This window comes from Roseobacter sp. (assembly GCF_024639605.1).
GTDB lineage: Bacteria > Pseudomonadota > Alphaproteobacteria > Rhodobacterales > Rhodobacteraceae > Roseobacter.
Map to the genome: position 1 here is coordinate 1 of NZ_JAHEHZ010000189.1, position 5,504 is coordinate 5,504.

Here is a 5,504-nt window from a genome sequence, read left to right on the forward strand (position 1 = left end):
CTCTTAAGGTTAAAAAAGACATGTTTTGCCTTGGCATATGACCTTACGGCACCCGGGCCTGCCTTGCGGAAAACATCCTTTGCGACCGTCAGAATCACCGCGTCATGGTCATGCGCCCGGGGCGCCGCGACGGGGATGATTCCCTGTACCGCCGGCCGCATCGGTTTGGCTGACCCACGGGGCGGTCGCATTTACCCGGACACCAGATTATTCAGGCTCACCGATCACTGCGCAACTCAGGTTTGCGCATGTCCGGAGAGTTTCCCTTAAACGTCAGACCCATTTTAAACACCCGCCCGCAATGTGCAGGCAGTTCCCGCGGCAGCATCATTAAACCAGCGGGTTGGCATCTTGTCCCCGGTTCCGTCGTTCATCCGGAGCCCCGCCAGAAAAGTTTCACGATGACAGCCTGACCCCTGAGCCTGATGCGACTGGTGACACGGGTCGACACCGGTGCAGTACCCGCCGATCAGTCCGGAAGGAAGAGCAGGAGTTCAACTCTGTCCCCGCCGCGCGCAGAACCTGACCATGGCCATCGTCCTGAACAGGATCGCACGTTTTTTGACCAGCGCAATTCTGAATTTGCGCTATATTGTTTCGATGACCCTTGCGGCCTCTGCAACCCGGATGCTTTCCGCCCTGCTACGTGCCGACGATCGTGATCGTCGCATAAAGTACGTCAATCAGACCCGCGGCCAGTGGTCCCGGTCCTGAGGTATTCTTGCGGATGTCCGGTTGGCGGTGCTTTTCGTTGCCGGGGTGATGCGTTCTGGCGGGCTGCCCGCGAAAATTCCCACATTGAGTGTCACTCCTTAAATCTCTTCGGGCAGGGGCACATATGCCTCTTCTGTGGCGCCGGGACAGACACCTGATCCGAATACGCCGAAATCGCCTGGTTACAGGTGACAACCACAAGGTAACTGGCCGGCCTGCCCGCCCGCCCGGACCGGGCCGTTCGCAGTCATCCGCCGTTGCTGGCCGCAGGATCGCTTTCGTCTGTCATAAATGTCAGACGGATCGCGGCGCTCAGATCGTTGGCCTCTGCCCTGCAGGTGCGGCAGATACCGCCATGCAGGTCCGTGATACGTCCTGCTTATGTGTTAATGCAGGTCACCGTCCGGGGTCTGTCCGGTTCTGACCACCACGGGCAGCCCGAAATAATCAGGACCAGTACCGGCAAACTAAAGGTCGTTCAGACTGTGCACGGTCCGGGGTCGCCGTGGAGGTCGCCAGGCAAGGGGCGCCTTTCCTGCCAGAGCTATATTCCGGGCGGCCTGCCAGTTCGGCCGTGGTCTTGCCTTCCGGTCCTGGTCACGCGGGAAGCGGGCCTGCCGGGCCAGGCTCACTGCGCTGTCTCTGTGATGTCTTTCAGGTAGGGGTTCACCTTGCGGACATGATCGTATGCTGCAGGATCGATGTCAGCAAAAAGCATGTCAGCAGTGTCCGCTGACGCCGAAGCTATCACCGTGCCATCGGGGGCTGTAATCGATGACATCCCCTGAAAGGTAAAACGCTCGTCCGTTCCGCAGTGATTGGCATAGACCACAAAAATACCGTTCTCAAAGGCGCGCACCGGGATCATCTGTGTGGCGGTGAAGGCTCCCGACGCACCTGCCGGCAGGGCGGTCGGCACGACGACCACATCCGCGCCCGCGATGGCCAGGCGGCGGATGTTTTCCGGAAACTCGATGTCGAAGCAGATCAGAACGCCGATTTTCAGGCCCTGCCATGAGAAGAGCACTGCCGAGGGGCCGTCGCTGGCAAAGATGCCTTTCTCGTAATCCCCGTAGAGCATCGCCTTGCGGTAAACCTGTGGCGTGGCGGGCGTGTTGCCTTCGACAGGGCGAAGGATCATGGCGCTGATGTAACAGGTGTGTCCTGCGCGTTCCGGAAATCCGGCAACGAGTGCTGTGCCGGTTTCCTGCACGACCTTTTGCAGCCGCCCCGACCAGGCGCCACCGGCCTGCTGTGCCAGATCGCGCAGCACCGGACCGCGGCCATATCCCGACAACGCCAGTTCCGGCGCCACAAGCAGCCCCGCACCCGCAGCTGCCGCCTCGCGCAGTGCCGTCTCAATGGCATCTGCACGCGCGTCCGGCGCGATACCTGCCGGCATCTGATAAAGCGCTGTTTTCATGAGGTGTCTCCCGCAGTGTTGACCGGCCGCAAAAGACAGGCAGGCATGCAACCCTTGCACGGTTCGCAGCCACCGGTCCATGGCCAGGGCATGGTCAGGGTCTGTCATTTGATGTGACACTCTGTGATCCGTGGCTGCTGAACTGACGCGCGATTAATCAGAGCACGGCCCGGAACCGCGCCAATGCTGCACATGACCGCCTGGCTCGCGTGACATTTCCGGGCACGGGACGGTAGGGTAAGCAAGGCAAACCGCCACCCGCGCCCATCTCAGCAAACAAGAAACGGACAGCTCTTGCGTTACACCTCTCCCTCGACCCCCGATCAGTTTGCGCCACGGTTCTCGCAGATCGCCACTTTTATGCGCGTCCCCGTGGCAGAGACCATCGCCGACGCGGACATCGGTCTTTTCGGCGTGCCCTGGGACGGAGCGCTGACCAACCGGCCCGGCACCCGTCACGGCCCGCGCGAAGTGCGCAACCAGTCCACGCTGATGCGCGCGATCAATCATGCCACCCGCATCAACCCGTTTGAGCTCGCGCGCATCCGCGACATGGGCGATGTACCCTTTACCCGTATGTTCGAGGTCGAGGCCTCGCATGACGAGATCGAAGCTTTCGCCGCGATGCTGGTGGCGGAGAATGTGTTGCCGCTGGCCATTGGCGGCGATCACTCTGTCACCCTGCCGCTGCTGCGTGCGATAGCAAAAGAGCCGGTGGCGCTCATTCATATCGATGCCCATGCCGATACCACCGACAGTTTTCAGGGCTCGAAGTTCAATCACGGCGCGCCCTTCCGGCGGGCGACCGAAGAGGGGCTCATCGATCCCGCAAAAACCATCCAGATCGGCATTCGCGGCACGCAGAATACGTCCGACGGCTGGGATTTCTCGGCAAATGCGGGCATGCGTGTGGTCTTTTGCGAAGAGTTTCATGATCGCGGCCCGCAGGCGATCGCTGATGAAGCCCGCGCGCTTGTTGGCGATACGCCTGTTTATCTGACCTATGACATCGACAGTCTGGATCCGGTCTATGCGCCGGGCACCGGCACGCCGGAGATCGGCGGGATGACAACCCATCAGGCACAGGTCCTGCTGCGGGGCCTGCGCCATCTTAACTATGTCGGTGCGGACATGGTAGAGGTCTCGCCGCCCTTTGATACAGGCGGTGTGACATCGCTGGCCGGGGCAGCCCTGGCCTATGAAATTCTGTGCCTGCTGGCCGAAGTGCGCGCCGGCCGCGCCGTCGGAAAGGAGGGCTGAGATGTCGCTTCCCGTTGACGCAGACTGGTACCGTCACGAACAGCTTGATGCGCGCACAGTTCTGATTACGGAGCCGCGCGTGCACCCGGTTTTTTCGGCCAACATGCACCTGGTTCTGGGCCGCGACAAAGATCTGCTGATCGACAGTGGCATGGGGGTAGCCCCGTTGAAGCCTTTTGTGGATGCGCAGCGGCCGGAGCCGGATAAGCCGCTGATCCTGCTGTCCACCCATACCCATGTCGATCACATCGGCGCCGCGCATGAATTCGCCATTCGTCTGGTACATCCGCTTGAGGCGGCAGAGATGGAGGCGCCGTCGGACTATTCGCTGCGCAGTGATGCCATCCCCGCGCGCTTCCGTGCGCTTTTTGAGGAGGCGGGATATGCACCGCTCTGGCCGCTGCTGATCGATGCCGTCCCGCACAAAGGATACGACCCTGACGCCTGGCGGTTGCAGGGTGCTGACCACACGGGGAAGGTGAACGACGGCGATGTCATCGATCTGGGCGACTGGCAGGCCGAAGTCCTGCATCTGCCCGGCCACTCACCGGGGCAGGTCGGGCTTTTCCATCATGACAGCGGCACGCTTTTCGGGGCGGATGCGATCTATGACGGGCCGCTCATTTACGACGGGCCCGGCATGAGCATCCCCGACTATGCCGCCACGCTGCGGCGCATTGCGGCTCTGCCGGTGACCCGGGTGCACGGCGGGCATGACCCGGAGTTCGGCAAAGCGCGTCTGGATGAGATTGTGCAGGAGTACCTGGAGCGCTGGGGCGTGTGAGGCGCGGGTGGTTTATCGCTCGCCCGGGACGGGCGGCCTGGAGACTGCCCGGGACGGATGGATCAGGCGTCTACCGGCACCTGCACAGGATCAAGAGACCGCGCCGTCTCGCGCCCGTCAAAGGCCAGAGCATGCCATGTGAATTCATCGCCCCGTTCCAGAGCTACATGGCCCTCGTGCAGCGGATTGGTCGACAGGGCTGCAATGCCAAACCGGCCATCCCAGTGACCCAGAAGATATTCGCTCTCGAACTGCGCGTGCAGGGCCGCCTCATCACGCTCGCCGGCTGCAAGTGCCGCGCGAAATGCGGTTGTGTCGCCCGCAGGTGCGGGGCCCATCGCAAGCACAAAGAGCGATCCGCTGTCGATCAGCAGACCCGTCTGTGCCCCCGCGCGTACCGGGTGAACCTGCGGCACCGGCATCTCTTCGCGCCGCCAGAGCTCACGGTATTCCGAGAGCACGCCATCCTCGATGAGCGCGCCGTCCGCGTCCCATGACATCTGCCCGATATCAGCCTGCGGCGGCACACCATGCCAGTTGATATGCCGGTGCCAGGTGCACCGGCCGTCCTGCACCGTGGTGTGGCCCGCAAACCCTTCGGCCTCCAGCAGGCGGCTCAGATCACGGGCCGGCAGCTCGGAAAGCGCACTCAGACCGCGTACATCGGGCCGCTCGGCAGGAATACGCAGATCCGCAAAGAGATCACCTGCCTGCAGCCAGTGCACCTGCGTCGAATGATCCTCAAACCCTGGCGCGCGGATCCACTCCCGGCGCCAGTGCCCCTGCAATGCCGCCTGACCGGTCATGCCGCGGCCCTCCGCCAGGACCCCATCGCCGCGATGATCGCATCGGCGTTCTGCAGCGCGCCGGTCTGCAGATATTCCATCGCGTTGAGCGAGGCCTGATGCGCCTCGGGCGAAGAGCCGCCGACACAGTCCTGCACCACCCGGCAGTGGTAATCATGCTGATGCGCATCGACGAACGTGTAATGTACGCAGACATCCGTCTGACAGCCCACAAGGATCAGCGTCTGCGCCCTGAGCCCTTTCAGCAGAATTTCCGTCTCGGTCCCGAAAAAGCATGAATACCGCCGTTTGTGCACAAAGTAATCGGTATCGCGCATGTCCATCTCTTCGGCGGCGACGGGTGTGCCGGGATTGTCTTCCATGCAGTGAATGTCCTCATCCCCGTCAAGCTCCCGGCCGAAATCGACCATATCGCGGCGGTGGATTTCCTGGAAAAAGGTCACCGGAATATCGTTGTCATGGGCGGCATCAACAACCGACCGGGCGCGGGCGATATTCTCCTGCCAGCCTGGCATTT

Annotated in this window: 5 protein-coding genes; 2 read left to right on the top strand and 3 right to left on the bottom strand. The window is 62.2% G+C overall.

Going from position 1 to position 5,504, the window contains the following annotated elements:
- Positions 1-1,342: 1,342 nt before the first annotated feature.
- A complete protein-coding gene (locus Q0M35_RS16975; RefSeq protein WP_295317450.1) occupies positions 1,343-2,137 on the bottom strand; it encodes a nitrilase-related carbon-nitrogen hydrolase in 795 nt (264 codons plus the stop codon).
- A gap of 294 nt (positions 2,138-2,431) precedes the next feature.
- Here Q0M35_RS16975 and speB point away from each other — a divergent pair, with 294 nt between their 5' ends.
- Positions 2,432-3,397, top strand: a complete 966-nt coding sequence (gene speB / locus Q0M35_RS16980) for an agmatinase (RefSeq protein WP_295317451.1) — start codon at positions 2,432-2,434, stop codon at positions 3,395-3,397.
- A 1-nt stretch (position 3,398) separates the two neighbouring features.
- Positions 3,399-4,181, top strand: coding sequence for an MBL fold metallo-hydrolase (locus tag Q0M35_RS16985; protein WP_295317452.1), 783 nt, complete (start codon positions 3,399-3,401; stop codon positions 4,179-4,181).
- A 62-nt stretch (positions 4,182-4,243) separates the two neighbouring features.
- On the opposite strand, the gene Q0M35_RS16990 is transcribed toward Q0M35_RS16985, so the two are convergent.
- Both Q0M35_RS16990 and Q0M35_RS16995 read right to left on the bottom strand, forming a co-directional pair.
- A complete protein-coding gene (locus Q0M35_RS16990; protein ID WP_295317453.1) occupies positions 4,244-4,987 on the bottom strand; it encodes a hypothetical protein in 744 nt (247 codons plus the stop codon).
- Positions 4,984-5,504, bottom strand: a 521-nt coding sequence (locus Q0M35_RS16995) for a cysteine hydrolase (RefSeq protein ID WP_295317454.1), incomplete at its 5' end; no start/stop codon positions are given. The genes Q0M35_RS16990 and Q0M35_RS16995, both read right to left, overlap by 4 nt.

What these genes read in the sequence shown, in the direction of transcription:
- Q0M35_RS16975 (WP_295317450.1), bottom strand. Translation starts at nt 2,137, where the DNA reads ATGAAAACAGCGCTTTATCAGATGCCGGCAGGTATCGCGCCGGACGCG.
- Q0M35_RS16985 (WP_295317452.1), top strand. Translation starts at nt 3,399, where the DNA reads ATGTCGCTTCCCGTTGACGCAGACTGGTACCGTCACGAACAGCTTGAT.
- Q0M35_RS16990 (WP_295317453.1), bottom strand. Translation starts at nt 4,987, where the DNA reads ATGACCGGTCAGGCGGCATTGCAGGGGCACTGGCGCCGGGAGTGGATC.